Source organism: Cohnella candidum (genome assembly GCF_003713065.1).
GTDB lineage: Bacteria > Bacillota > Bacilli > Paenibacillales > Paenibacillaceae > Cohnella > Cohnella candidum.
The window spans coordinates 3,184,365-3,210,763 of the sequence record NZ_CP033433.1 but is presented as its reverse complement, the minus strand read 5'-3'; the positions used below and the strand labels follow the sequence as shown (position 1 = coordinate 3,210,763).

Annotated in this window: 10 protein-coding genes; 7 read left to right on the top strand and 3 right to left on the bottom strand. The window is 57.2% G+C overall.

All coding sequences use genetic code 11. The features are described from left to right. Window positions 1-5 precede the first annotated feature (5 nt). The 5 genes from EAV92_RS14725 (at window position 6) to EAV92_RS14705 (ending at window position 16,623) form a co-directional block, all read left to right on the top strand. The gene (locus tag EAV92_RS14725; protein ID WP_241158278.1) at window positions 6-893 is read left to right on the top strand and encodes a carbohydrate ABC transporter permease; all 888 of its coding nucleotides are present in this window, start codon (window positions 6-8) and stop codon (window positions 891-893) included. Between the two features lie 157 nt (window positions 894-1,050). Further along, window positions 1,051-2,466 (top strand): carbohydrate-binding protein, encoded by a 1,416-nt coding sequence (locus EAV92_RS14720; protein ID WP_123041806.1) that lies wholly within the window; start codon window positions 1,051-1,053, stop codon window positions 2,464-2,466. Between the two features lie 30 nt (window positions 2,467-2,496). Beyond that, window positions 2,497-10,290 carry a carbohydrate-binding domain-containing protein gene (locus EAV92_RS14715; RefSeq protein WP_123041805.1) on the top strand — a complete coding sequence of 2,598 codons (7,794 nt, stop codon included), beginning with the start codon at window positions 2,497-2,499 and terminating at the stop codon, window positions 10,288-10,290. Between the two features lie 17 nt (window positions 10,291-10,307). Then, window positions 10,308-12,467: a beta-glucosidase BglX gene (bglX, locus tag EAV92_RS14710; RefSeq protein ID WP_123041804.1), complete on the top strand. Its 2,160-nt coding sequence runs from the start codon at window positions 10,308-10,310 to the stop codon at window positions 12,465-12,467. A gap of 196 nt (window positions 12,468-12,663) precedes the next feature. Then, the gene (locus tag EAV92_RS14705; RefSeq protein WP_123041803.1) at window positions 12,664-16,623 is read left to right on the top strand and encodes a glycosyl hydrolase 53 family protein; all 3,960 of its coding nucleotides are present in this window, start codon (window positions 12,664-12,666) and stop codon (window positions 16,621-16,623) included. 67 nt (window positions 16,624-16,690) lie between these two features. Here the strand turns inward: EAV92_RS14705 and EAV92_RS14700 are convergent, their stop codons facing one another. From EAV92_RS14700 to EAV92_RS14690, 3 genes are all read right to left on the bottom strand, one after another. Beyond that, entirely contained in the window at window positions 16,691-17,029 is a 339-nt protein-coding gene (locus EAV92_RS14700; protein ID WP_123041802.1) for a YuzC family spore coat inner layer protein, read from the bottom strand. Between the two features lie 114 nt (window positions 17,030-17,143). Continuing rightward, a complete protein-coding gene (locus EAV92_RS14695; protein WP_241158277.1) occupies window positions 17,144-19,339 on the bottom strand; it encodes a family 78 glycoside hydrolase catalytic domain in 2,196 nt (731 codons plus the stop codon). Window positions 19,340-19,431: 92 nt separating this feature from the next. Next, window positions 19,432-20,868 carry a DHA2 family efflux MFS transporter permease subunit gene (locus EAV92_RS14690; protein WP_123043742.1) on the bottom strand — a complete coding sequence of 479 codons (1,437 nt, stop codon included), beginning with the start codon at window positions 20,866-20,868 and terminating at the stop codon, window positions 19,432-19,434. 283 nt (window positions 20,869-21,151) lie between these two features. Here EAV92_RS14690 and EAV92_RS14685 point away from each other — a divergent pair, with 283 nt between their 5' ends. After that, window positions 21,152-21,751 (top strand): TetR/AcrR family transcriptional regulator, encoded by a 600-nt coding sequence (locus tag EAV92_RS14685; protein WP_123041801.1) that lies wholly within the window; start codon window positions 21,152-21,154, stop codon window positions 21,749-21,751. Between the two features lie 315 nt (window positions 21,752-22,066). After that, window positions 22,067-26,362 (top strand): glycoside hydrolase family 3 C-terminal domain-containing protein, encoded by a 4,296-nt coding sequence (locus tag EAV92_RS14680; protein ID WP_123043741.1) that lies wholly within the window; start codon window positions 22,067-22,069, stop codon window positions 26,360-26,362. The last annotated feature ends 37 nt before the right edge of the window (window positions 26,363-26,399 follow it).

The following is a 26,399-nucleotide window of genomic DNA, read 5'->3' as shown; positions in this document are numbered from 1 at the left end:
CGGGCTTGGTCGACAACAATAAAGGCTTTCAGTTATTCGCGCATCTCATGATGATGCTGCTGGCGCTATCTTGCTTGCTTCCTTTCGCGCTTCTCTTCATCTCGTCCATTACGGCTGAAAAGGCGCTGATCCATAACGGGTATTCTTTTATTCCTTCGTCCATCGACATTACGGCGTATAAGTTCCTGTTAAGAGATTCCAGTTCGATCGTCAAAGCCTATGGGGTCACCCTGCTCGTAACGGTAATCGGCACGGTGGCGAATATCGTTTTAACGACCTTGATGGCGTATCCGTTATCGAGGAAAGATTTGCCGGGAAGGAACGTTTTCTCGTTTTTCATTTTCTTCACGATGTTATTCAGCGGCGGGTTGGTGCCCTCGTATATCATGTGGACGCAGTATTTCGACATTAAAAACACGATATGGGCATTGATCGTTCCAGGGATGCTGCTGACGGCGTTCAACATCATCATGATGCGTACCTACATCACGACGAACGTTCCCGACGCCGTCGTAGAAGCCGCGAAAATAGACGGGGGAAGCGAGTCCCAAATCCTATGGCATGTCGTACTTCCGATGTCCATGCCGATCATGGCGACCCTGGGACTGCTCGTGGGCTTGTCCTATTGGAACGATTGGTTAAACGGCCTTTATTATGTTACGGACGAGAATTTGTTCAGCATTCAGGTCCTCTTGAACAAAATGCTGCTGGACGTGCAGTTCTTAATGAGCAGCGCTTCCTCCGGCTTGGGCAGCGGTTTGTCCGCGAGGCTTCCTTCCACGGCGATCAAGATGGCCGTTGCGGTGCTGGGCATTTTGCCGATCATGGCCATCTATCCTTTCTTTCAGAAATTTTTCGTTAAAGGCATTACGGTCGGCGCGGTTAAAGGGTAAGCAGGGAAGGCTTGAAATCATCATTCGATAGAATGACTTCTGAGGGGCGGCGGAATAGAGGAGCCGCCCCTCTATTTAGTACGGGCATCGTTCGGGCTGCACGGCACCATGAAAGCGCATTTATTTTTCATATCCAATTTTGGAGAGGGTGTATGGAATGAACAAGAATCGGATGGTAAAGCTTCTCGCCTTTGCTTTGGTTCTGTCTTTCGTCTTCAGTGCAAGCCCGGTACCTGCAGCCTATGCGGTCAGCAGCATGACGCCCTACAGCTCCTATGTCGCGCCTGGCACGTGGATTCAAGGCGCCGAATATGAGCTTAACCCCGGCCAAGACACGGCGGCTAGAATCGCGCACGATCTGCCGATCATGAAGAGCGAGTACAACATCAATACGCTGAACCTGTACGGACTAGAGAACATCAGCCAAAGCGACCGGGACTTGTTGTTCAGTACGCTTAGCCAGCTTGGCATGCAGGCTGTTGTGCGCCTGGAGTGGTATGACGGCAGCACCTTCGCGTTCAACGATTCGGATGCGGATTCGGTGATCAACCACTATAACTCACTCATCACGGATGTGGCCGGCGCAAGCAAGAGAGGAGCGGTCGCTTACTTCGCGCTGAACATGCCGGTAGACGACCCTGCCGTTCAAGGAAGATTCAGCGGCGGCATCAGCTCATCGGAATCCAAGACGCGTCAGGTGAGCTACGCTTCGGCCATCGTATCGAAGATGAGAACGAAGCTGGCCGGGCTCGGCTTCTCTACCGGCAAGCTGTATTTGAGCGTTTTCTACGGTTGGGATTTCACCTACGATATTCCTTCCTACACGGGCTCGAACGCTGACGGTTACTTTTTCAACAATTACAGCTACCCCGCTTCGTCTCCGCCGGATGAAACGGCTTCGGATTCGGTGCTGATCAACCAGACGAGACTTGCGCAAGGCATGACGAAATTCCAATCGCAATACAGCGGCAAGCCGGCGATTATCGAATACGGCTTCCATACGTCCGAATTCAATGGCGGCGTCAATCCGAACCAGACGGCGGGCCTCGTCAAGACGAAGGCGGCGAAGGCAAAGGCGCTCAAGGCGACGACTAACTTCTATAAGAGCAATTATACGAATGTCAAAGGCAGCTTGTACTTCGGGTATAACCTGCTGAAGGAAGAAGGAAATCCGACCGCGCTGATGGACTGGGCGCTGGACTATCCGATCAGCGGCAAGGTTGAAGGGGAGAATGCCAGCAAATACGGGCATGCCGTTACGTATGCCGATGCTCCGGCTTCCGGCGGGGCGGGCGTGAAGGGGCTCGACGCAACGGGAGACGCGGTGGCGTTCTTCAACAGCAAGAAAGGCACGTCGCTGCAAATCCGCTATGCCTGCGTGGGCAACAACCAGCTCAGCTTGTACGTGAACGGCGCGCATGTTCAGGACATTGCATTTACTTCGACGGGGGCTTGGACCGGTACCTATTCGACGAAAACGGTCTCCGTAAGCATTCCGTGGGGAGCAACGATCCGTCTGCAGCGCGATGCAGGGGACAGTGCGGTCAACATCGACTATGTCGTTCTTCCTTGATCTTCATCCCTTTTACTTGGAGGCGTGATTATGCATAGAAAAGTATCCGGCTTTTTACTGGCTTTCTTCCTGCTGAGCTCGAGCCTCGCCGGCGTGATAGGGACGGCAACCGGCGTATCCGCAGCAGTACCGGTCATCACGGGAGAGGTAACGCCTTATGACGACTCGTTCGTCGATCTATACGCGAACCCGGATGGCGCGATCAGCGGCAGCACTTATATTTTTTATCCCGATGTCAACTTCAGGGAAAGAATCGCGTTCGACTTCAAGAGAATGAAGGAAGTTTCGCACGTGAATGCGATCGGCTTCTATAATATCGTCCATATGTCGGTTGCCGACCGCAATGCGCTGTTCGAAGAGCTCGAACGCAACCGTCAGAAGGCGATTATCCGGATCGAGACGTATGATGCGAACACGTTCGATTGGGATTACAACGATGACAACCATACCGATGCGAAACAGGTCATCGCGCATTACAACACGGACGATTCCGTTCACGGCTATACGGCTTTGCTGGATTATTTGGTAACCCATGATCGTTTGAAGGACGTCGCCTATTTCGCAGTGAATATGCCGGTAGACGACGGCGCGGTCGCAGACCATTTCAAGAACGGGACGTACGCGGACGGACGCGCGAATCCGGACTGGTCGACCAGCCAGGTGAATTACGCGGACGATCTCATTCACCGCTTGCGGGACATTCTCGGCGGGCCTGAGCAGGCGAAATTGTATTTGAGCGTCTTCTACGGGTGGGATTTCGCGTATAACACGCCTTCCTACGCCAACATCGAGCATAAGGCGGACGGCTACTTCTTCAACAACTACAGCTATCCGGTCGGTAACCCGCCCGATGAGACGGCTCCGGCTTCGGTGCTCATCAATGCGCCGCGGCTGCAGCAAGGAATGGACCGGTTCATGACGCAATATCCGACCGAGCCGAAAATCATCGAATACGGCTTCCACACGATGGCGTTCAACGAGGGCAAGCCGAACAACCAGACGGCCGGTCTCGTCCGTACGGTGCAAGCCAAGCAGATGGCGCTCAAGGCGACGACGGCTTTCTATCGCGACGGCAAAACCGGCGGCCAATCCTTCAACGTGAGAGGTACGCTCTATTTCGCGCAAAACCTGTATAAGGAAGAGGGGACTCCGCTGTCCGTCAGCGACTGGACGCTCGATTACCCGAATACGGGTACGGTGGAAGCGGAGGATCCGCAGCAGACGCTCCAACTGCAGAACGGCGAGCAGATCGATTCCGCCTATTCGGAGGATAGTGCCGCGTCCGGCGGACGGATGGTAGAGCTGGCGCAGGAAGGCATGGCGGTAGAGTTCTTTAACGTCAATGCAGGGAATGCGTTGAATGTCCGTTATCAGGCGGACAGCGCGACGACGCTCAGCCTCTACGTGAACGGGTTACTCCGCAAGAAGGTCGCCTTTCCGGCGGCAGCGGATTGGACGGAGCTTTATATTCCGGTGAATACTCCGCTTCTCGGCTCCGTAAAGCTTCTCCGGGATGCCGGAGACGGAGCCGTAAAGGTCGACAGCATGTTCGTACATACGAACTACGAAGCGGAAGTCGGGACGGATACGAACGGTGTTTCGTATACAGATACCGCAGCTTCCAATGGCCAAGGCGTCACATTGCCGGCGGATCAAGGCAGCTATGTGGCGTTTCCGGCAGGCGGCGTGAAGGCAGGAACGCAGCTGCATATCCGCTATGCTTCCGCGAGCGATGCGCAGCTCGGACTGTATGTGAACGGCAAGCTTGTAAGGAACGTCAGCTTCGAATCGACAAACGCGATGACGGGCGAAGGAAGCTATGTTACGGCAGTCGTTCCGGTTTCAATGCCGGCAGGTGCTGAGCTGCGTCTGCAGCGGGATGTGGCTGCAGCGGGCGACCTGAATATCGACTATGTTCAAGTGAGCGGCCAATATGAGGCGGAGTATGCGTCCGGTTTATATAACGGTGCCCAAGGGCAGACGAACGTTCAAGCTTCCGGCAACGGCGTCGCAACGAATTTCGATACTGTCGGCGCATCGGCCGTATTCAGCGGCGTGCAAAGCGGCAAGCAGCTGCGGATCCGCTACTCCGGCACGCAGGACGCAAGCATGACCGTCTATATGGGAGGCAAAGCCTTCGATGCGGTATTCCCTTCGACGGGCAGCTCGGACACGTTCAAGGATATTTATATCAACGAGGCGATTCCGAATGACGCGACGATCGTCATTCAGCGCAACGGCAACAACAACGCGGCTGGCTTGCAGCTCGATGCGGTCTCCAGCATCGACTGGTATGAAGCGGAGTCCGGCGTCATGTCCGGCGGCGCTGCCGTCCAGAACGGGGCGGATGCTTCGGGCGGCGCGGAGGCCGTTGTGGGCAGCCAGGGAGCGGCGCTTGAAATCGGCAACGCAGCGGCAGGAAGCCAGCTGCAAGTCCGCTATACGGCAGCAAGCGATGCTCAGCTGAGCCTGTATGTGAACGATCGGAAGCTGACCCGCATCTCCTTCCCGGCTACGGCTTCGGGAGCTTACGGAATCTCGACGGTGAACGTCGACATTCCGGCGGGCGCGAAGCTAAAGCTCCAATACGATTCCGGAGACAGCGCGGTTACGCTCGATTCTTTCACCGTCATCGAGAAGAATGAGGCGGAGACGGCGAATCTGATCGGAGGAACCGTCACTTACGCGGACGCTGCGGCATCTGGCGGCATGGGCGCCGACGTGGGTCAAACGGGAGACGGCGTGGAGTTCGCGAACGTGAAGGCAGGCAATAAGCTGCTGATCCGTTACGCGGCGGACGGAGCCGGCAAGCTGGCTCTCTATGTGAACGGAGCGGAGAAGACGGACGTCGTCTTCCCGTCGATCGGCAAATGGAAGGGCCAATACAATACCCGTGTCGTGGATGCGGATATTCCGTCCGGCGCAACCGTTAAGCTCGCTTACGAGAACGGCGGAAGCCGCGTCCGTATCGACAATATGGACGTGACCGGCATTCAAGAAGCGGAGAACTTTTTTGCGAAATCCGACGACGTAAGCTTGGTAAATGACACCGGCGCTTCAGGAGGCGTCGGAATGGGCGGCTTCGGAAATGATGGCGGTTTTATCTCCTTCTTGAACAAGAACGGCGCCAGCTCTCTTGTCGTGCGGTATAAATCCGATGCGGCCGCGGAGCTGACGGTGTACGCGAAATACAGAGACGACGTAGACGACGCATCCGTATATCGGACCGATGAGCTGGGCGTGCTGAAGCTGCCGGCTACCGGAGGCGTATACCGGACGGCGGCGCTTAACGCTTATATCCGCGACGGCATGCAAATCATCGTGAGGAAGGAAGCCGCGAACGCGGCGGACGCTTCGCTCGTCATCGATTACGCAAGCTTCTCCGATAAGCTGGAGGCAGAGGCTGCCGTGCTCGGCGGAAGCGCGGAGGCGCACGACGAAGGCGCGAACTCTACCGCTTCGAACGGCCGGCAAGTGATCGCGACGGGTGAAACCGGCGCATCCGTAGAATTCGACCATGTGAAAGCAGCGAACCGTCTCGCGATCGGCTATACGGCGGAAAACGCCGGACAATACAGCCTTTATATCGCGAAGCCCGGAGAACCTTACGCGTTTTCGCAGAAAGTCACGTTCGATCCGACCGGAAGCTGGAGCGGGCCGTTCGCTGAGCGCATCGTGGATGTCGACATTCCGTTCGGCTCGAAAATCAAGCTGCAGAACGACGGTGCGGGCGACACGCCGGTTCACTTCGACTATATCAAGCTGACCGGCGTTTATGAAGCGGAGAACGGCAATTTCTTCGGGAATTCGAGAACATGGTACCATGCCGTGGAAGAGCCGAACGGCCAGTCGGGCAACTACTGGGCGTGGGCTTTCGCCGACATCGGCGACGGCGTCGAAATCCCGTCCGTCCGGGGCGGAAATCAGGTGTTCGTTCGATATTCCGAGGGCGAGAATCCGAACACGAACGGCCAGCTCGGCTTGATCCTGAACGGCAACTACGTGCAGGACATCGTCATGCCGTATACCGGTTCGTGGGGCAACTACAAGATCGCGGGCGCAGAGCTCCCGGTTGCCGACGGCTCGGTATTGAAGCTGCAAAACACGAAGCAAACCGACCATACGGCTCCGATCGACTATATCGAGGTCCGCGACAAGCAGCGCGAAGCGGAGAACGCGAATCGGTACGGTTCCGCGGCGATTGCTGCGGATGCCGGCGCCGGTTATGGCCTGGCTGTCGGCGGGCTTGAGACGGATGGCTCCGCGGTCGAGTTCCCGGGCATGAACGCGGGCGGCAGCTTGGCTATTCGCTACAAGAGCGACAGCGAAGGCACGCTGAGCTTGTACGTGAACGAAATGAAGAAGCAGACGGTTGCTTTCCCTGCGGCGGCAGACGGGCAGTATGGCGTCGTCACGGTGAACGCGGAGATTCCGAAGGGCGCAACGGTGAAGCTGAAGCGCGACAGCGGCGATACTTGGAACGGTACCGCGTTCCTAGACTCTATCCAAGCCTTGGGTACTTATGCTGCCGACCAAACCTATGAGGCTGAGAACGGTATTCTTGACGGCGCGGATGTCGCCGCGGACGAGAACTTATCCGGCGGGTGGAAGGTTGGCCCGATCGGCGACGGAGGATCGGTGGAGTTCAAGGACCTGTCCGTCGGCCGTGCCGTGCTGATCCGATATGCCACGACTGACGCGTCTGCCAAGCAATTGAAGCTGTACGTGAACGGACAGCCGAATCAGACGGTTTCGCTCCCGGCAACGGAAGGCGGGGCGTTCGCTACGGTTGAAGCGAAGGTGCATATTCCGAAAGGCGCGAGCGTGACGCTGAAGAATGAAGGCTTCGCGGAGGGCGCAGAGTTGGATTACATTCGGGTATCGGGCAAGTATGAAGCGGAATACGCGGGAATGAACGGCCAATCGGATGACGGCCATAAGCCGATGGCCATCCAGGATGCCGCGGCTTCCAACGGCCAAGCGGCCGCGCATCTTTGGGCACCGGATAATGGAACGGGCTCCTTCGTATTTCCCGGCGTTGAGGCAGGTACATCGCTGAAGATCGCCTATGCAAGCGGAGATGCCAATACGCGTAAGCTGTCGCTTTACATCAACGGAACGAAGCAGCGGAGCGTCGAATTCCCGGCGTACGAAAACGGCGGATGGGACGGCCATTATAACGTCATTACGGTTCCGGTTACGATCCCTGAAGGTGCGGAAGTAAAGCTTCAGAAGGACCAAGGAGACAGCGAAGTCAACATCGACTATATCGAGGTTCAAGGGCTTTACGAGGCGGAAGACGCAAGCTTGCTGGGAAGCGCGTATGTGTCCGCGGATGCGGGCGGCAATCGCGGCTTGGCCGTAGGCGGCATTAATACTCCGGCTTCCGGCGTTGATTTTCGGAATGTCATCGCGGGCAATACGGTGACGATCCGCTATGCGAGTCAAGATGCCGGTACGCTGTATTTGTATGCCGGCGGAGCGAAGAAGAAAATATCGTTCCCCAGCACAGGCGGATTTACGGGCCAGTATGCAACGGTTTCCGTGCCTGTTCAGATTGGTAATGGCGAGGCCTTGAAGCTCGTCTTCGAAGCGAACCCGGGCGAAAATCCGGTCAGCTTGGATAACGTCAGCATCTACACGGACAACGGCCAGACGGTCGAGAACGGAATGGAGATCACGAGCACGGCGGCGGGCCAAGCGCTGCTCGTAAAGTACACGAGCACGACGGATGGGCTCATGAGCTTGTATGTAGACGGCCAATTCAAGCAAAAGGTTACCTTCCCGAATACGAACGGCAATTCCGGCGCGAAGGAATTCAAGCTGAGCATTCCGTCAGGCGTAAGCGTGAAGCTGCAGGACGACGGCGATCCGGATGTTGCCGTGAACCTTGTAGACATGCTTGTCTCCGATAAGTATGAAGCGGAATATTCGAATCTGTTCGGCGTGGATGCGGATGGGCATTATACCTCCGCGTTCAACGACGGACCGGCTTCGAACGGCGAAGCCGTCCATTTCATCTGGGGTGAAGGCAGCTACCTCGAATTCCCGAATACCGCGGCAGGCAACCGCGTCGTGGTCGGGTATTCCAGCGGAGAAGCGGGACGTCACTTAAGCTTGTATGTGAATGGCAATAAGAAGGCCGATATTCCATTCGGCAATACGGGCGGCTGGACGGGGAATTACCAAGAGGTAACGGTTCCCGTAGACATTCCGGCGGGAGCGACGGTGAAGATCCAGCGCGATCCGGGCGATTCCGACGTGATTATCGACTACTTGAAAATTAAGACGGAAGGCACTGACCCTGGACCGGATCCGGAGCCGGATACGGAGGCGCCAACCGCGCCGTTCGTCAGCTCCTCCGATGTAACGGCGTCTTCCGTTGTCCTGACTTGGACGGCATCGACGGATAACGCGGGCGTGTCCGGTTATGACGTCTACCAAGGCGCGACGAAAATCGCTGCGGTAACCGGAACGCAATACACGGTCACGGGACTCCGCGCCGGCACCGCGTACACATTCAAGGTGTCCGCGAAGGATGCGGCGGGTAACGTCTCGGCGGCCAGCAACACCGTGGAAGTGACGACAGGAGCCGGTAGCGGGCAAAATCAGACGCCGAACACTACGCCGACGCAGCCTGAAAAACCCGTGCCGATAGAAGGCAAGGTGGCGTTGAAACCGGTCTTGAAGGATGGTACGGCGACGGCAGCGATTGATGCCGCGACGGTAGAAAAGGCGATCTCGCAAGCTGCCGCAGATGCTTCCGGCGTAAAGACGATTCAGTTGGCCGTGGAAGCTTCCCAGGAGGCGAAGGAATACCGCATGGAGCTCCCGACGGGCATTTTCGAATCCGGGAAGACGGACCTTCGCCTGGAAGTCGTCACGCCGGCAGGAACGGTTTTCATGACGACCGAAATGTTCGGCACGCTTGACCTTCACGGTCACGAGCATGTGGGACTGACGATGGCGCCTGCGGACATTTCAAGATTGGATCCGATCACGAAGTCGCGGATCGGGAACAGACCGGTCATCGACTTGCAGGCAACGGTTGACGGTAATCCGGTCGCTTGGAGCAATCCGAACGCGCCTGTCATGGTTCGGCTCGCTTACACGCCAACCGCGCAAGAGCTTGCGAATCCCGATCAAATTACGGTCTGGTATATCGATGGCCAAGGTGCGCTTCATGCCGTACCCAGCGGAAAATTCGATGCGGCAACCGGCGAAGTGACGTTCCGGACGACGCATTTCAGCCAATACGCGGTTGCCTACCAAGCCGTATCGTTTACGGATATCGCGAAGTTCGCGTGGGCACAGCAAGCGATTCGGCTTGTGTCAGCTAAAGGTATTATGGAAGGCTCTTCAAGCGGTAAGTTCAACCCTGCTGCCAACATTACGAGAGCGGAGTTCGTCGATGCATTGATCAAGACCCTTAATCTGGCGGCAGACACAAGTTCGGATGTGAGCTTCGCAGATGTCGAACGGAATGCCCCTTATTCCGCTTCGATCGCGGTCGCCAAGAAGCTTGGCATTGCCTATGGAGACGGGAATGGCCGGTTCAAGCCGAATGCATCGATCACGAGAGAGGAAATGGCTGCTCTTACCGTACGAGCGTTGATCGTTGCGAATGGATTCCCGACTCAAGGAACGCTCAAGGATCTGGCTTCGTTCAAGGATGCGGCTGCGGTCTCCGGATATGCGGTGGAAAGCATGGCGTCGCTGGCAAAGGCCGGCATCTTAAAGGGCAGCGGGGGCAAGATCGATCCGAAAGGCCATCTAACGAGAGCGCAAGCAGCCGTCGTGATGTACAACTTGTATTCGAAGTAAAGTAAGGACGTGTGCAGATGACGAAACCGTTTATCGCGGAATTGGTGAAAAGAATGTCCTTGCGGGAAAAAGCCGCGCAAATGACCCAATTGACGCCGCTCTTTTTCGGTCTTGAAGAAGACATGGATTTAACGGGACCTTTAGGAGAAAAACAGCTGAAACCGGATGACATGAAGCACGTGGGAAGCGTGCTTGGCGTTTACGACGCTTCCAAGTTCATTCGGCTTCAGCGCAAGCATTTGGAGGAAAACCCCTATGGGATCCCCCTGATGAACCTGTGCGACGTTACGCATGGTTTGCGTACGGTTTTTCCGATTCCGCTTGCTATGGGATGCAGCTTCGATATGGAAGCCGTCAAACAAAGCGCGGCCGTCGCGGCAAGAGAAAGCGCCTATATGGGCATTCACGTTACGTATGCTCCGATGGGCGATTTGGTTCGAGACCCCAGGTGGGGAAGAGTGATGGAATCCCCGGGCGAGGACACCTATCTCAATGCCCGATTCGTCGAATCGATGGTCGCAGGCTTTCAAGGGGACGATCCGCGTTCGCCGGAGAAGGTGGGGGCGTGCTTTAAACATTTCGCAGGTTACGGTGCGGCCGAAGGAGGTCGGGATTATAACACCGTCGATCTGTCCAGAGGCGTATTGCGGGAATATCATCTTCCTGCCTATCTGGCAGCGGTGCGCGCCGGCGCGCTGATGGCCATGACCTCCTTCAATACGGTTGAGCGCATACCGGCAACGGTGAACAAGTGGCTTTTGCGGGACGTGTTAAGGAAAGAATGGCAGTTTGCCGGTGCCGTCGTATCCGACTTTAACTCCATAGACGAAGTGATTTGTCACGGCGTTGCGGCCGACGGCAAAGAAGCCGCGTACAAAAGCGTAACGGCCGGGCTGGATATCGAGATGATGTCCACGCATTATTTGAACGAGTTGGAACAGCTGGTCGCCGCAGGCGAAGTGAACGAAGCGCTGATCGACCAATCGGTAATTCGCGTTCTCGAATTGAAGGACCGGCTCGGTTTGTTCGAAAATCCGTATAAAGATTGCGATCCGGCCAAATCGGAAGAAGTCAATTTAAGTCCCGAGCATCGGCGGATCGCCAGGGACGTGGCTCGGAAATCCATCGTGCTGTTAAAAAACGAAGACGTACTTCCTTTAGCCAAACGGGGGAAGATCGGCTTAGCCGGTCCATTTGCGGAGTCCCGAAAGGTACTCGGGGGATGGTGGGCGCTGGGGAAAGCGGAAGAATGCGTGTCGCTTAAGGAAGGCTTGATACAAGCGGCTCCCGGGGTCGAGATCGTAACGGCGATGACCGGGGAATTGGAGAGAATCAGAAACGGCGGAGACGTAAAGGACGAAGTCGCGGACGCCGTCGATACGCTCCGGGATTGCGAAACGGTCATCGTCGCTGTCGGCGAGCATATGGAGGACACGGGCGAAGCTTGCAGCAAAACCGAATTGCGCCTTTCTCCGAATCAACGCAAGTTGATCGAAGCGCTCTCCGAGGCCGGCAAGAAATTGATCATGATCGTTTTCAGCGGCAGACCTTTGGTATTGGAAGAAGCGGAAGCTCGTTCCGCCGCTTTGGTGCAAGCCTGGTTTCTTGGCAACGAATCCGGAAACGCGCTGGCGGACGTCCTGTTCGGAGACTATAATCCTTCCGGGCGATTATCGATGAGCTTCCCGCGTTCCATCGGCCAAATTCCCGTGTACTATAACCGATTGAATACGGGGCGGCCTCAGAAGTCGGAATCGGATAAGGATTTCGTCTCTTCCTACCTGGATTCGTCCAATTCGCCGCTTTTCCCGTTCGGGTACGGTTTAAGCTATTCGCGATTCGAATATTCCGGCTTGAGCCTCTCGGAGGATGCGCTCACGGCATCCGTTCAAGTGGAAAACGTATCTTCCGTCGGCGGCACGGAAACGGTTCAATGGTACATACGCGACATCGCGGCGAGCGTCAGCCGTCCGGTGAAAGAATTGAAGCATTTCGAAAAGGTAAGCTTGCAAGCCGGAGAAAAAAGGACGCTGCATTTGAAGATCACGAAAGAGATGCTCTCCTTTTACGCGGATTCGTCCTCCGATCCGGTGTTCGAGCCGGGCGAGTTTCAAATCATGGCAGGCCGTCACAGTGAGGATATCAGTGGAATTACGGTCCGTATTGAAGAAATTTAGTTTGTAAAACCCTTGCCAAGGCAAGGGTTTTTTTGTTGCCGAATCTCTCGGTACGTCGGAATTTAATCGGACGGAGGTGATTTTGTATGCGTTTTCGTAGATTCCCTCCATGTTGTCCGGCTCTGTATTTTTTTAGAATGAAAACCAGGGGTCGGGAAGCTGAAACCGCAGTTCAAGAGGGGGAGGAGAAACGTTCATGAAGCGAGTTGGATTGTTTCGATCGATGGCCGTTCGAGTGCTGCCCGTATTGTTGTTAGCGTCTATATATCCCGCAGGTGTGAATATGCCCCGGGTATCGGCAGCCGCGTCCGAGACGGTTGCCGTCGCGCCGGTGGCCGAGCTGCAGAACGGCCAGCGTTCCGACTTCGTCATGGGAGCCGACGTGTCGGAGCTGGATGCGATCCAGAAGTCGGGCAAGAAATTCTACGATACGGACGGTACCGAGATGAATGCCATCCAGGTACTGAAAAAGCACGGTGTGAATTACATCCGCCTGCGTAATTGGGTGGATCCGACGGATGCGTTCGGAGCGCCGATCGGAGGCGGCAATACCGATCTGGCCAACAATATCGCCATCGCCAAGCAGGCTAAGGCGAACGGCGTCAAGGTGCTGCTGGACTTCCATTACAGCGACTTCTGGGCCGATCCGGGCAAACAGAACAAGCCGAAGGCTTGGGCGAACGATACCGGAGACAAGCTTCTCGACGATGTCTCCGCTTATACGACCCAGGTTCTGAACGCGATGAAGGCCGAAGGCGTCTTGCCGGACATGGTGCAGATCGGCAACGAAATCAACGGCGGCCTGCTCTGGCCGGACGGGAATAACGCGGACAAGGCGGCTCCGTTGCTGCAGCGGGCTTCGCAAGCCGTCAGAGCCGTCTCCCCCGCGATTCAAATCATAATACACCTCGCGGGCAATTCCAGCGGCTCGCTCGGTACGTTCACGTACGATTTCGATAAGTGGACAACGGGAGCGACGACCGTCGATTTCGATATCATCGGCATCTCCGATTATCCTTACTGGCACGGCACGATGCAGCAGAACGCCGCTATCCTGAGCGGATTGGCGAGCCGATATAACAAGCCCGTAATCGTAGCGGAGACTGCCTATGCCTGGACTTTGCAGCCCGGCGACGAAACGATCAACAACTTCGATCAGGACAGCGCATATACCGCGGGCTACGCGCCGACGCCGCAAGGGCAGGCGGCCATGCTCCGGGACATGATCCAGAATATCGCGAGCGTGCCCGGCGGCAAGGGAATGGGGCTGTTCTACTGGGGGGCCGACTGGCTGCCGGGGAACGATACGGGATGGATAGCCGGGCAGGGCAGCGGATGGGAGAATCAGGCGCTGTTCGATTATACGGGGCGAGCGCTTCCGTCGATCGACGTGTTTAACCTGGTGCGCGGGAATCAGAATCCCCCGGCCGCTCAGTTCGTGAAGGCGGATCCCGCGCTCGTGACGGTGCAGGCCGGAAATTCCTTAAACCTGCCTTCCACGGTGAAAGGGCAATTTTCGGACGGACGCTATGGCGATGTTCCGGTGACGGCATGGGATTCTTCGTCCGTGAATCTGACGGAGCCGGGCGTCTATACGGCGGTCGGCACGATCAACGGCGATCCGGCAGCGGCGAAGGCCGTCGTGACGGTAACGCCGGCGCAGCCGCCGAACCTGATCGCGAACCCCGGCTTGGAAAACGGCGCGACCGGTTGGACGGTGTCCAACTGGAGCGTGGCCGGTCCGAAGGCCGGCGGCTCCAATCCGCACAGCGGCAGCAGCGCCATCCACTACTGGTACGGTTCCGATTATGCCGATGCGAAAGTGGAGCAAACGTTAAACGGCGTGGCGGACGGCGACTATGTATTCTCCGCTTGGGTGATGGGGGACGCTCTCGGCGGGAACCCCGTGCCTTACCTGTATGCATCGGGCTTTGACGCGAACGATCCGACCGTCACCCAGACCGTGTACGCGAAGCCGGCAGGATGGGCGAATTGGCTGCATTATGAAATGCCGGTTTCGGTGACCTCCGGACATGTCACTCTCGGCGTCAACGTGAACGGAATCGCCGGCGCGTGGGGCGACGTCGACGATCTGTATTTCGGCCTTCCCCCCGCATCCAGCGCCAGCACCCAAACTCAGCCGGTCACCGCGGCGTCCGGCGGACAGAAGCTGTCGGACCCGGCCGTCCTGCCGGCCGGATCTCCGGTGACGCTGACGGCGCCGACCGGCAACTCGACGATCTATTACACGCTGGACGGCAGCGACCCCGGCTATTCTCCTTCGGCCAGCCGAACGCTCGTTTATACCGGTCCCATCCGGGTTTCCGCCAACACCGTCTTGAAGGCGTCGGCGTCGGCGCCGGGATATCGGAACAGCGAAGTCCGTACTTTGAATATCCGGGTCGATAACGCGACGGTGCCGTACCTCGTGCCGGACGGCGGATTCGAGCAGCCCAACCAGTTGGGAGCTTGGACGTTGAAAGACGTATCCGTCACGGATAACGCGTATGCCTTCCAACCGGTGCAGAATGCCGGGGGAGGTACCGTGTACACCGGAAGCGGCTTCTTCAGCTATTGGTCGCAGAACGGCTACGCCTTCACTTTGACGCAGAAAGTCACGGGATTGGCGAACGGCATTTACACGTTGTCCGCGCGGTCGGCGGGTCAGACGAACTATTCGCTGAACGCTTCGGGCAGGGCGGTATCGGATCCGGCCGCCGCGACGCTGACGCTTTCGGCCTCCACTCCCTCTTCCGCGTTGTCCGCGAACGTGCTGAACCAAGGGCAGACGGCGGAATTCTTTCACGATATTTGGGGAGAAACCCGCATTCCGAACATCAAGGTGACGGACGGGACGGCTGCCCTCTCGTTTACCGTTCAAGGCAGCGCGGGATACTGGGGCTTCCTGGACCAGGTCCAACTGGAGAAAACGGCCGATTTGCCGCAAGAAAGCAACGGAGGCTCGAGTCCTCCGCCCGTTTCTTCCGAACCGCCGGCCGAAGTAACCAAGGGAACCGTCACCCTGAAGCCTTCCGTCGGTTCGGTCGGATCCGTCTCGGTAACGGTCAAATCGGCAGATCTGAAATCCGCGATCGAGCAAAGCTCCGGAGGGATCGTCAACATTGCGGTGATTCCTTCGGGCGATGCCAAAAAAGTGCAAGCGGTTCTTCCGGCGGGACCGATCTTGTCCGGGAGCGGGGCGGGCGTGCAGGCGATTCGCGTCGATACCGGGCTTGCCGCGGTAACGATCGATACGAAGCTGCTTACCGGCCATGAGGCGGGTTCCGACTCCGTTCTCGCGTTGTCAGTGGCGTCCGTAGATCCCGCGGCGTTACCCGAGGATACGCGGAAACGGGTACAAGGGGCCGTCGTCTACGATTTCAATCTGACGCTGGACGATGAGAAGATTTCCGATTTCCGGGGCCATGAAGTCACGGTATCGGTGCCCTATGCGCTCAAGCCCGGCGAGAAACCCGGATCCGTCGTCGTTTACTACGTGGATGATCAAGGAAAGCTCGAAACCGTGAAAAACGGCAAGTACGATCCGTCGACGGGCCGCGTTACGTTCAAGGCGAAGCATTTCAGCACGTACGCGGCAGCCGGCGCCCAGGCCGCGTTCAAGGACTTGGAGGGATACGGCTGGGCGGCGGACGCGATCGAAGCGATGGCGGCGAGAGGCGCCGCTTCCGGAGACGGTAACGGACACTTTCGTCCGGGGAGCTCCGTGACGCGCGCCGAGTTCATTGCCCTGCTGGCGAATCTGTTCGATTTAAACGCGTCGGGAGAAGTTCCGGCCTTCAAGGATGTGCCGAAGGGAGCATGGTACGGGAAGGCATTGGCATCGGCTCGGAGCCTCGGAATCGTGCAAGGGCGGCCAGACGGCAGCTTCGGAGCCAATGACCCGATCAGCCGTCAAGATATGGCGGTGATGGCTTATCAAGCCTCGATCAAGCTAGGAATCCGACTGGATCCAACGCAGGTTTCCGCGGCATTCGGGGATGCGAATGATATCGCGCCATATGCGAAAGACGCGGTCACCGCGTTGCACGACAGCGGTATCGTTGCCGGAACGGGCTCCGGCGCGTTCGCGCCGCGTGCAGGTACGAACCGGGCGCAGGCTGCGGTGATCGTGTACCGTTTGTTTTTAGAAAGCTAGAAGTGCTAAAAATGAAGAAAGAGGGGGACAACGTTCCCCTCTTTCTTCATTTCAGAACCGGCGGACTTTACCGTCCCCATCTCAGGTACATCGTTAACGTACAGCAGGAGAGGTCTGCGGGTTGAGCGTGAAGAGTCAGGGATAGGCCGGTTGGCGTGTACTGCGTTTCGATCGGCGTTCGCGTGCCGATCGTTCGGATTATGCGGTCGACTTCCTTGCGGTTTCCGGCTTGCGCCGCGGACATAAGGAGCCTGGCGAACTGCGGCTCGGCAAGTTTATTCAAAATCGTACCGGCTTCACGGAGGGTTTGTTGATAGGCGGTTACCGATTGCTGGAACATGGAGATATCGACGGTCGGGTAGGGTCTATCGATCGGATATAGGTAGTACGGATACGGTTGATACATCGGTTCACCCCCTTCATTATCTGTATGTAACGGCATCCATGATGTCACTTGCCCATGCCGGCAAATATGAAGAAAAACCCTTGCCGCAGGCAAGGGTTTTTTGACGCCATAGACTTATTGAACATGAATCACGGGAATGCCTTCCGGAGTTTGCAGTAAGAGCTTGCCTTGCGTGTACTCCACTTGGATCGTACCGTTCGGCGTCTGAAACCGAAGGCGGAAATCCTTCATGCCTTCCGGGATGTCAGGAGCGAATCGGATCTCGCTCCAGCCCGGTTGAATCGGCTTCAGCCCGATGACTTCCTCGATCAACAGCGGGATAGGGGCACTCGCCCAGCCGTGGCACAGGCTGGTGTTCCACTTCTGTTCCTTCCCCCACGCCTCGAAGCACGAGGTCGCCCCCTCCCGAACCATGTTCGCCCAGGAGCGTTCATCTTCGCAAGTGATGAGTTCATAAACCAGCCGGGTTCGGCCGTGGGCGGCGAGAGCCTTTAGCAGAAAATAGGACATGTACACGCCGCAGCTCAATCTTTTCCGCTCGATCAGCGAAACGATGGCGTCCACCGACTCGGCAGGCGCAATGCCGAACAGCAGCGGAAAAATGTTGGCGTGCAGCGATGCGTGGTCCGACTCCGTCGAATCCGCGAACGATTTGGCGATCGGCCGGTAGAAGGCCGCAAGGAAAGACTCCTTGAGGGCCGGCAATACATCGACATAAGCGATCCCGAGAATGTCGCGAATGGCTTGAACCGTTTGGATGCAGCCCAAATATAGGGCATTGATGACGTTGTGACAGCCGTCGCCCACAGGGCGGGTTAAAGGGAAATCATAGCCGTCCCGCAAATTTTCGGGCCAGTCGACCAAGTTCCATTTTTCCCGGACATTCTCAAGAAGTCCGTCTTCCCTCGCATATTTGCGGAAATAAGATAAGACGCCTTCAGCGACCGGATGCATTTCCCGGAGGAACTCGATATCGCCGCTGTACTGATAATAGTTCAGCAGCTGCATCGGCCATTGCAGCGAGAAATCGGCGATTTCCTGCATGTAGTTCCCCGGCGCAACGGCGAGCAGTCCTTGGCATACCTGCGCGGACAGCGCAAAGTCGCGGATCGCTTTCTTGAAAAGCCGTGAATCTCCCCTGATATATAGATGCGTGTGGCCGATCACCGTGTTATCGCCCAAGTACTGCCCTTTCTCGCGAGAAGGGCAGTCCACGTAATTTTCCTGCGCGCACAGCTGAACGCCAAGCTTGCTGATGTCCCAGATTCGCTGCAGCAGCGTGTCCTCGGATTCGAATACGCAAGCTTCCTCATCCAGCGGATAATGGCGGACGATCGCCGCAAAGCTGTCAGGCCGGATCGCGCTTGCCGGTCCGATCACCTCAACGTACCGGAACGCTTTGTATTCGAACGGCTCCAGCGTATCGTCTCCGCCCGATAACGTCCAGGTTTCCGCATACCGGCAGTTGCACCGCATCTCGTACTTCACGCGTTGGCCGTCAGACTCCAGCTCCTCGCCGTAAAACAACTCGACTTGCTGTCCGGGCTCGCCGCGGGCTTTCATTTCGAATTGTCCCGTCACTTCCTCGCCGAAATCGATCCGATAATGCCCATCCGCCACTTGGTGCACGCTTGCCGGAGCTTTGCGGTATACGCTTAGAGCGGGCGTACTCTGAGGGACGAGCACGTAATCCGCATCCCGTTTAACGGCGGCGAACCCCCATGTTTCATCGGCGAAGGACGGAGCCTGCCAATTCGGCAGGCAAAGCCTTTGATCGATATTCTCCAAAAACTGCGTGTCGTAGCCGACGGTTCCCGAGGACTTGAACTGCTCGGCCCGGCGGAATTTCCAAGTGGGGTCGGAGACCAGAAGAAGCCCTTGCTCCGTGCGCAGCTCGGCGATCATCCCCATGCGCAAATCGCCGCTATTGTACGCCCGATTGACGAGCCCTTGGTAATACGCATGAACGGCAATCGCATTGCGCCCACCGATGAGGAATCCCGTCAAATCCCATTCGTTAAAAGGATAATGAAACGGATAGCCTTGCGCAGGTCCTTGTCCGACGAAGCGGCCGTTCACGTACAGCTTATAGTAATCGTCGGCCGATATTCGAAGCATGGCCCGTTTCGGCAGCGTCTCCAGATCGAACGTTTTCCGAAAATACGCGTGCCGGTTGCGCAAATGCTCCGGATGGGAAAACGCACCCTCCGGCGGCGGATCATTCTCCTTATGCAGCATGGGAATCGGCTGCAGCTCCGCGAACTCGGGATCGGTGATCCAATCGGCTTGCCAAGGTTCCAAGACAGACACCTCCAAAACCTTCCGTTTCTACCACTCTACCACGAAATGACGCAAAAAAGCCGGCAACGGTTATCAAACCGCTGCCAGCTCGCACCCTTTTATCACGCTTCTTTGACTTGCAGCTTCTCCAACGGTTTCGGCGCCGCTTCTTCGGAGGCTTGAGCCACCTTCCTAATGAAGAAGGAAAGCGCCAGACCGAGGATGCCGATCCCGATAATGACGACGTAAGCGTCGTTGATCCCTTGAATGGAGGCTTCCGTGATCAAGTGTTCCTTCGTGGCGCCTTTCGCCGCTCCGGATGCAGCCATGTCCGTCAGGTGAGTTGCGGTTCTATTCGTCATGACCGTTACGAGCAGCGAAGTTCCGACGGCGCCGGCCACTTGCCGGATCGTGTTGGAGATCGCCGTGCCGTGCGCGTTCAGCCTGGCGGGCAATTGATTCAAGCCGGCCGTTTGCAAAGGCATCAACAGCAACGCCATCCCGATCCGCCGTCCCGTCGACATGAGCACCAGATAGGTGTAGCTCGTCGAATCGGTCAAGTCGATGAAGCCGAGAGTGGTGACGATCGTAATGACCAATCCGATGACGGACAGCCATTTGGCTCCGAACCGGTCGAACAGCCTTCCGGTGACCGGCATCAGGAAGCCCATCACCAGCGCGCCGGGGAGCAATAGCAGACCGGACTCCAGGGCGGTATACCCGCGCGCCGTCTGCAAATACAGCGGAAGCAGCATCATATCCGCGTACATGACCATCGTGACCGCGATGTTAATGACGGTCGTTAACGAGAACATGTTGTACTTGAAAGCCCTCAGATCGAGCAGCGGATTCCGGGAAACCAGCTGGCGCCAGGTAAACAGGGCCAGCGCGACGATGCCGCCGGCAATGGACAAGTCGACCTCCGCACTTGACCAGCCTTCGCTGCCCGCCCGGCTGAAGCCGTACAGCAGAGCACCGAACCCAACGGTGGAGAGGATGACGCTGAGCATATCGATTTTGGTTGCGACGCGTTCCGATACGTTTCTTAAATAGATGAAGCCGAACAGAATGACGATGAGCGCCAGCGGAATCATGCCGTAGAACATCGTTTCCCATTTGTAGTTTTCCAAAATGTAACCGGCGAGCGTCGGCCCGATCGCGGGGGCGAAAATGATCGCCAAACCGACCATGCCCATCGCGGCTCCCCGTTTCTCGGGAGGGAACAGCGTCAAAATCACGTTCGTCAGCAGCGGCATGATGATGCCGGCGCCGGCAGCCTGGATCATGCGGCCCGTCAGCAGAACGGGGAAGTTCGTCGCGGCAGCCGACACGATCGTACCGACGAGGAAAATCAACATGGAAGTTTGGAACAGCTGGCGCGTGGAGAACCGCTGCATGAAAAAGGCCGTAATCGGTATCAGAACCCCGTTCACCAGCATGTAACCCGTCGTCAGCCACTGGGCCGTCGCCGCCGTGATGCTGAAATCGTGCATCAATTCGGGTACGGCCACGCTCATGACCGTTTGGTTCAGCGTCGCGAGAAAAGCGCCCAAAATCATGATGAACAAAATAGGCCCTTTCCTGATCGACTGCTCTTTCAGTTCCTTGCTCACAAGCCTTCATCCTTTCGGTCCTGCTCATGGACTAAATTTACAACGTGTTGTATAGTTGACATTGTATAAATTAGATTATAAGCGGAATCGGCCGGTTTACAATCGACGGAATCACCCGAAAGTGTAGGTTAATCAACACTTGGAATCAAAGGTGTCGCTGAACCCGCTCATATACGACGCCGATCGGAGAAATTGTAGTCTATACGAGAGACGAAAGGATAAGGTCACCATGGAGCCCAAGAAGCAGACGACGGATCCCCGCATCCTCCGCACGAGACAATTGATTCGCGACGCCTTCGTGGAACTGCTGCAGGAAATGGATATCGAGAAGCTGTCGGTCAACAAGATCGCCGAGAAGGCGACCATTAACCGCGTGACCTTCTATCTGCATTACCGGGACATTCCCGACATGCTGGAGAAGATGGCGGACGAGATGATCGCGCATATCGAACGGATCGTCGGCGAAGCGCCGGAGGATCCGAATGCCGATTCGGAAGCGAGATGGCAGGCCATGGTGAGCCTGCTCGAACATATCGCCGAACAATCGAAATTTTACAAAGTCGTTCTCGCTTCGAAACGGACGCCGATCTTCACCGACCGTTTGCTGCAGCTGTTGACGAAAATGATGGAGACGAGAGTGGAGGCGATGAAAAACGACTCTTATCTCATCAAGGCCGGCGTGCGTGAAGATATCGCGACTTGGTATTTTTCGGCCGCGTTGATCGGTACGATCGTGGCATGGCTTCGGAAGGACATGCCGTACACGCCGCAATTCCTGGCCAAGCAGTTCTCTTTGCTGCTGCCGCAGTATTCGGACAAGGAGACATAAATCGAGGATACGTAACATTTTGTAACGTATTTGTCCGGCTTTTGACGGGACATGACAAGATCATCCGTTTGCGATGAATATAGTCGTAAAATGGTTGATTATATCGAACGAAGAGACCGCTGCTGCGGTCTTTTTTTCATATCCTGTCGTTTCCAAAAAATCAGGACAAAACCTAAATTTTCAGGCACTTACCGCGATTTCGGGAAACCGCTTACACTAACGATGATCCATATCGTATCGAAAATGGAAGTGAGGGGATGCGCGCAAGGTCGGGGTTTTAGGCAAGACGCAAAATTCAAAATGGACGGTGAACCGATGAACAAGACTTACGCGCGAATAGGAAAACGGGCATTAACGACTGTGCTTGCCGCGGTATTAGCGGCTGGCGTGGCGATCCAGGCGAATCCCGGCAAGGTTTCCGCAAGCGAAGGGATCGTATTTAAAACGCAGACGGGAGGCATCTTCGACGGCATGCCGTTGTTCGACGGCAACCCGGCTCATTTGGACGCTTTCGTGGATGCTTACTACGATTACATCGGACTCGAAGGCGCCGCTCTGTACGCAACGGGCATTCGTGACAACTATACTTTCGTGATGGACGACAATCCGAACAAAGGAAAGACGGTACCCGGCGGCCTCGCCGCGGCGGACAACGTTTACGGCGTGTCCACGGATTTCCCGGCTCTCATCGGTCTCGGACAATCCTGGAACAAAGATCTGGTCACCCAGGTGGGCCAAGTCATGGGCAGCGAGAAAATCAGCCAGCTCAACGTGAAGCAAGGCACGGCCAACATCCATAACGGACCGGCGGCGAACCAGTCGAAGCCGATCGCTTTCACGGTGCTGCAGGACATGCGGATCAATCCGCTGAACGGCCGGTTCCCGGAAGGCTACGGGGAAGATCCCGTTCTCTCCGGGACGCTGATCGACGGGATGGCCGCCGGGCTGGCCGGCACGAACCAAAACGTGAGCGACAACGGATTCTGGCAGCGAGCGGTCGTCGGGACCAAGCATTTCTCGGTCTACTCTGCCGAGTGGTTCCGCCAATCCGCCAGCTACAACGCCAGCGCTCGCGCCATTTACGAATACCAGACTCCGTCCGCATTTAAGGGGCTGGCTTCGGGATCGGTGTCCGGCGTGATGACCTCTTTCGGACGCACGAACGGCGTGCCGAACATCATTTCCCCGTACATGATCCTGGGCAACCATATCGCCCGGTTCGGGATGTATTCCTCTCCGGACTTCAACGGGGAGAACCATCTCTTCAACACCAGCTTCAGCAACGGGTACGACGCGCAATACACGCTGGATCGCAAGCACGCGCTGGCTCTGATGGTGCTGGCCCATTCGGAATCCGTCCGGGCTTCCGGCACCGATAAGACCGACGTCGTGACTTTGGCCAACGCGGTCAAGGAAGGCTTGTACGGCATCACGCTGAAGGACGTTCAGGATGCGGGCCGGCCATTGGTCAACCAACTGGTGCGGATCGGCATCTTCAACGAAGTCGACGCGAACGGCGTGCCTTTGAACTACCCGTTCGCCAACCAAGCCAAGGACGTTTCCACCAGCCTGACCAGTTTCAACACGCCGGCGCATCAAGAAGTCGCGCTGCAAGCGGCCCGGGAATCCGTCGTCCTGCTCAAGAACAACGACGGCGCGCTGCCGCTTGCCAAAAACAAAAAAGCGGCCGTTCTCGGCGTCTACGCCGACATGAGGATGAAAGCCCAATACTCGGCGGGAACGACGAACCTTCCGACCGCGAACAAAACGCCTCTCTATTCCATCCTCAACACGATCGGCGCCGGCAATGTGCAATACGCAACCGGCAACGAGGTCGTGGCGCTGAAATCCCAGTTGAACGGCAACTATTTGACCGCAGGCTCAGGCACGGGCAGCCAACTTGCCGCCAATTACGCGGCAGGCGATAACCCGTTGACCGACGCCCAGCAATTCGAGATCGCCGACTGGGGCCTGAACGCCGTCAGCTTGCAGGCCAAAGCCAACGGCTTGTGGGTGACTTCTCCGAACGCCAACGGAGCGAGCATCGGCAATACACAATCCGCAGCCTTGATGCTGACCGGCCCCGACTGGTCGACGCTGACTTCCCTGGGCACGAACAGCACCATTCCGCCCAAGCTCCGCGTCGAGAAGAACGGCGACGATACGATTTCCCTCGTCGCGAACGGACTCGGTTTCCAAACCGGCGCTTTCAGCGGACGGTTCGTCACGACGGGCCAGGACGGCAATGTCGCCGCCGCGGCGTCCACGATCGGAAATCTGTCCAACTTCAACGACCGCTCCGATGCCGTGAAGTTCAAGGAAACGGTCGTGAAAGAAGCGGGCGCGGATGCCGCCGCCATGGCTGATACGCAGGACTACGCGCTCGTGTTCGTTGGCGCGCATCCGAGCAACAGCGCGGCAGAGGGCAACGATCGCCCCAGCCTTTACCTCGGCGAGAACGATTACGCGCTCGTCCATAAAACGGCCGCCGCCTTCGCCGCCAAAAACAAAAAGACGATCGTCGTCGTACTCTCCAGCTCGCCGGTCATTTTGAAAGAGATCCAGAACGATCCGAACGTCTCCGCGATCGTGACGCAGCCGTATGCCGGAGAGTTCGACGCTCAAGGGCTGACGGACGTCCTGTTCGGCGATTACGCGCCGACCGGCAGACTGACGGCCACTTGGTACGCGGATATGTCGGCCCTGCCGTCGATCGATTCCTATTCGATCCCGGAAGGCAGCACGGCGATCACGTCGCTGAGCCAATTGGATCCGCGCTACACGAAGGATATGTTCAATGCAGACCCGGCGGAAGCCAAGCTGACCTATATGTACACGAACGCTCCGGTCACTTATCCGTTCGGCTACGGACTCGGCTATGCCGATTTCACGTACAAGGATTTCGTCGCACCGGCAACGGCCAGCCAAAACGGGAAGTTCAACGTGTCGGTGGAGGTCACGAACGAGGGCGACCTCACGACGGCTGAAGTCGTCCAGCTTTATGCCAAGAAGAACGGCTCCTCCTATGACGGCTCCATGCCCTCGAAAAAACTGGTCGCTTACGAGAAAGTGCAGTTGACCGCCGGTGAGCACAAGCTGGTGAACCTCACGGTGGATCCCCAAGACCTGGCGATCTGGGACGTCAACCGCGGCGATTATATCGTGGAAAACGGTTCTTACACGCTCATGGTCGGACATTCTTCGGAGGATATCCGCTTCGCCCGCACGATCAACATTGCGGGCGGCCAGTTAGCTTCGGTGAAAGCATCCGATGGATTCAACGTGTTCGACCATTCGTTCGCTTCCCAATCCGTCGCGTACCGTGAAGTATCCAAAGCCCGTACGGTGGAGAGCCTGCGCGCGGAGAAAGTCGCGGGAGAATATTACGCGGTCACGTCCAAAGGAAACGGCTCTTGGGTCGCCATCCCGAAAGCGGATTTCACGGGCGCTAAAAAATTAACGGCCAGAGTCGGCACGAACGGAAGCGGGGGCAACATCACGCTTCGCGCGGATTCCCCCGGCGGAGCGCCGTTCGCGTCCTTTGCGGTGCCGGTTACCGGCAAAACCACGTATACGATGCCGACGGCAGCCGATCAAACCGTCAATGAGCTCGGTTATATCGACGTGGAAGCGGACGTGAGCCAAACGCCTTCCGGGCTGCATACGGTGTACGTTGTCTTCGACGCCCCGGATTTGCGCATCGACAGCCTCAAAGCTTCGCAGACCGAGAACGTCTTGACGATCGTCAGCCCTTCCTCGGACGCCTTGTTGACCCCAGGTACGGCGGGAAGCGCCTATGAGCAGCAGCTGCAGCTTGCCGCAGCGGGCGGAACCGAGCCGTATGCTTGGAGCGTGACGGGACTTCCGGAAGGTTTGAGTTTCGATTCCGCCTCCAACAAGATCGCCGGAACGCCGGCAGCGGGAACGGATGCCTCCAGTCCTTACACGGTTACGATCACGGTCACCGACGCCGACGGCGCGACTGCCCAAGTGACCGATTCGCTTGCGATTGCACCGTCAGCGTCTCCTGAAGGCGTGAAGGCGCAGCTCTCGGGTGCCGCGAACGTCAGCCCAGGCGCGGCGTTCTCGCTGACCTATGCGCTGAACAGCGTCACCCAAGCGGTGTACGCGCAGGACATTCAAATCCAATATGACCCGAGCCTGTTCGAATTCGCGGGGGCCGACTCCCTGATCGACGGCGTAAGCGTCGTCGGTTTGAAATCCGACACCCCCGGCCTCGTCCGGATCCTTCTGGCCAGCCAAGGCTCTGAGCACGCGGTTGCCGCGGACGGCAACGTGCTGAGGTTGGATTGGAAAGCCAAGCCGCTGACGGAAACGAGAACCGGCGCTTTCCAAATCGTCAGTTCGATTTTGTCCGACGGCGTGACGGAAACGCCGGCCGGAACGGGAACGCCGATTCAGGTTCAAATCACTTACACGATACCTTCCGTGCCGGGCGACCTGAACGGTGACGGCATCGTCAGCCTGAGCGATCTGGCGCTGGCGGCCGCCAACTACGGCAAATCCGACGCGAAATTCGACGTCACCGGCGACGGCGTCGTCGATATTCAAGACCTGGTCTTCATTGCCCGTCTCATTCTCGGAAACTGATTCCGGTAGGAGGAAGAGAGCAACTTCTCTTCCTCCT

Excerpts from the sequence above, each read along its gene's own strand:
- EAV92_RS14685 (WP_123041801.1), top strand. The coding sequence starts at position 21,152 with ATGGAGCCCAAGAAGCAGACGACGGATCCCCGCATCCTCCGCACGAGA.
- bglX (WP_123041804.1), top strand. The coding sequence starts at position 10,308 with ATGACGAAACCGTTTATCGCGGAATTGGTGAAAAGAATGTCCTTGCGG.
- EAV92_RS14705 (WP_123041803.1), top strand. The coding sequence starts at position 12,664 with ATGAAGCGAGTTGGATTGTTTCGATCGATGGCCGTTCGAGTGCTGCCC.
- EAV92_RS14720 (WP_123041806.1), top strand. The coding sequence starts at position 1,051 with ATGAACAAGAATCGGATGGTAAAGCTTCTCGCCTTTGCTTTGGTTCTG.
- EAV92_RS14715 (WP_123041805.1), top strand. The coding sequence starts at position 2,497 with ATGCATAGAAAAGTATCCGGCTTTTTACTGGCTTTCTTCCTGCTGAGC.
- EAV92_RS14700 (WP_123041802.1), bottom strand. The coding sequence starts at position 17,029 with ATGTATCAACCGTATCCGTACTACCTATATCCGATCGATAGACCCTAC.
- EAV92_RS14690 (WP_123043742.1), bottom strand. The coding sequence starts at position 20,868 with ATGATTTTGGGCGCTTTTCTCGCGACGCTGAACCAAACGGTCATGAGC.
- EAV92_RS14680 (WP_123043741.1), top strand. The coding sequence starts at position 22,067 with ATGAACAAGACTTACGCGCGAATAGGAAAACGGGCATTAACGACTGTG.